Origin of the sequence: Marinoscillum furvescens DSM 4134, assembly GCF_003386095.1 — a bacterium.
In the GTDB taxonomy this organism is placed as follows: Bacteria; Bacteroidota; Bacteroidia; order Cytophagales; family Cyclobacteriaceae; genus Marinoscillum; species Marinoscillum furvescens.
Window position 1 is genome coordinate 1 of the sequence record NZ_QREG01000002.1, and the last position, 2,624, is coordinate 2,624.

Genomic DNA, 2,624 nt, shown 5'->3' on the forward strand with positions numbered 1-2,624 from the left:
CATCCAAAGCGTGATCTTCACAGAAGGAGAACCGCAAAAGCAACTAATGAAAATGTTCGGCTTTCAAACTGACTGACCCAGCGCGGAAAACAGGACCGACGTGATCTATGGCATTACCATGATCGAGCAGGGCGTGTCCCGCGTAGTGCCTGTAGACTTGCGAGAGTTGGCATAGACGGAGCTGTGTATTTCGGACTGTCGCGCTGCCTTTACACCTTATCTGATCAATTGAAAAAAGGTATAGAATTCCAGCTCTACACCCATTTTCACATAATACCCCCGGTTGGCGCGCGTTCGGCGAGCGTCTGTGACTGTTGCCTTCCTCTCAGAGCATTTTCACCCTTGTTTATGAGTCACACCCGGCATGCGTGCGCCAATACACGCGGACGAATGTTTTTCTCGTGCGGATGAGTGATTGCCGCGAGCGGATGGATGATTGCCGGATGCGGATGAATAGTTGCCAGGTGCGGATGGGTGTTTGCCGTGAGCGGATGAGTGATTTTCTCGTGCGGATGGGTTGTTGCCGAGAGCGGATGAGTGATTGCCAGATGCGGATGGATGATTGTCGAGAGCGAATGAGTGTTTGCCGCATACGGACGGATGATTGTCGGGAGCGGATAAATGATTGCCGAGTGCGGACGGATCATTGCCAAGTGAAGGTAAGCCCGCCAAATCTGATTAACTGGAAGTGGCCCGGGACCCAAGACCTTCGCTACTTTCTCAAAAACCATTACCTTAGAAGAGCGTGAAACGGAAAAGGCGCACCGGTCTACATACTCGGGAATTATGCACAACTAACAAACTCCGCAGACTCTACATGAAAGTGAATATTGCGCAAAAACTAGGATTTCCAGAAAACTCCAAATTGCTAATCATACATGCGGATGACGCGGGACTCTCTCATTCAGAAAACATTGCTACCATCCAAGCGCTGAAAAACGGGCTCGTCAATTCGTATAGTATAATGGTACCATGCCCCTGGTTTTATGAAATGGCAGTTTTTGCCAAAAATAATCCTCAGTTTGACCATGGAATTCATTTAACCATGACCTGTGAATGGGAGAATTACAAATTTGGTCCTGTTTCACCTCTTTCAGAAGTCCCCAGTTTAGTGGATAAAAATGGACATTTTTTCAAAAAGAGGGAGCAGCTGATGAAATATTCGGTGCCGGCTGAAGTAGAGAAAGAGCTTGAAGCTCAAGTTGAAAAAGCCTTAGGGTTTGGATTAACCCCAAGTCATTTGGATTCACATATGTATAGCGTCGGGGCAAAGCCAGATTTCTTTGACATATACCGTGGCCTGGGAGCTAAATATAATCTCCCTGTTTTAATGAGCGAGCAATTAATGAATATGGTTGGTCTTGACCCTAAATCCAATATACAAGAAGGTGATTTCCTGATTGAAAACGCTTTTGTTGGTGAATTCAAATATTTCGAGAATGGTAGACTTACAAACTACTATGGTTCTGTTTTGGAAAACCTCACATCTGGAGTCAATATTATCTTAATTCACCCAGCATTTGATGATCAGGAAATGCGGGGTATTACCGTAAATCATCCCAATTTTGGTTCAGAGTGGAGACAAATTGATTTTGACTTTTTCTCCGATCAAAAGAATAAAATAATTCTGGAGCAACATAACATAGAATTAATCACCTGGAAAGACATCTCAAAGTGTATGAACGAATGTAGGCAGTGAGCCATTGTGCATGCCCTACAGGGCGCGTCTGTGACGCCTGCCCTCCTCTCAGCTTATCAGTTTCACCCTCTCACTGACACGAGAATGTCTAATGTATCGATGGAGGTCCTTTTCTCTGAGTCTGCGCTAACATCCGATGGATTTTGAGTGGAGTACCTAAGAATGGTAGGTTGTCATTTGCAAGTGGAACAGACCCAGAAAATGGAATTAAGTAATACTTTTGAAAAAGCCGGGAAACCCAAAATTATGTTTAATAAAGACTTACTAAGATTGAAGGAACAATTTGATGAGGAAACCTTGAGCTTAATAGAATTTCGTAGTTTAGAGCAATTGTGCGGGATTATGAGTACCTATAAAGGACACGCTGCTCAAGTACAACAAGAAAATTTGAAAAAGTATATCAATTTTTTATTGACATTTTTTCAAGGTGAAACTAAAAGTTTAAACGTTCAAAAACAGCTTTACCTTCAGCCAGTTATTTCTTATTTGTCAGTAAGTAAAGGATTTTGGACGAGCGGTTGGATTCCTCTCTTCGCAGTTCCAGGATTTTTAATTGATTTCATATTGCTCATACTTGGTGTCCTAGAATATTTGTTTTTTATCCCGTGGTTTACATTGATATTGACTTGCTATGGATACGCATATATTCTGAAAAAAAAGAGGCAAGGTAAATATCTCATTAGGTGAATTCATCCCCTTGTTACCGCCATGCTTCGCATGGTGGTAAGCGACCGGCTCACACCATTAAATTAACCTCTAGCATTCCCTTTCCTCCAGCATAATCTATCGCTGAACTATAAAGATAATGCTCCGGCTCTGCTACCTCTCCGGATTCCACAGGATTATAATGTAAGTAGTCTAAATTCTTTTGGATCGCTTTATTGCTCCACAGTTCAATAGGCTTGTTGTGATGCTGCCAGAACTG

At 42.9% G+C, this 2,624-nt stretch carries 3 protein-coding genes and 1 pseudogene; 2 read left to right on the forward strand and 2 right to left on the reverse strand.

Going from position 1 to position 2,624, the window contains the following annotated elements:
• Positions 1 to 353 precede the first annotated feature (353 nt).
• The gene (locus C7460_RS23455; protein ID WP_147302831.1) at positions 354 to 647 is read right to left on the reverse strand and encodes a hypothetical protein; all 294 of its coding nucleotides are present in this window, start codon (positions 645 to 647) and stop codon (positions 354 to 356) included.
• A 170-nt stretch (positions 648 to 817) separates the two neighbouring features.
• Here C7460_RS23455 and C7460_RS02615 point away from each other — a divergent pair, with 170 nt between their 5' ends.
• Positions 818 to 1,699, forward strand: a complete 882-nt coding sequence (locus tag C7460_RS02615; protein WP_115866527.1) for a polysaccharide deacetylase family protein — start codon at positions 818 to 820, stop codon at positions 1,697 to 1,699.
• Positions 1,700 to 1,846: 147 nt separating this feature from the next.
• Positions 1,847 to 2,386: a hypothetical protein gene (locus C7460_RS02620; RefSeq protein ID WP_221409430.1), complete on the forward strand. Its 540-nt coding sequence runs from the start codon at positions 1,847 to 1,849 to the stop codon at positions 2,384 to 2,386.
• Positions 2,387 to 2,435: 49 nt separating this feature from the next.
• Here the strand turns inward: C7460_RS02620 and C7460_RS23985 are convergent.
• Positions 2,436 to 2,624: pseudogene (locus C7460_RS23985) on the reverse strand (transposase); the annotation flags it as partial.

Coding starts and splice junctions, on each gene's coding strand:
- C7460_RS23455 (WP_147302831.1), bottom strand. CDS start 647: ATGATCCGTCCGCACTCGGCAATCATTTATCCGCTCCCGACAATCATC.
- C7460_RS02615 (WP_115866527.1), top strand. CDS start 818: ATGAAAGTGAATATTGCGCAAAAACTAGGATTTCCAGAAAACTCCAAA.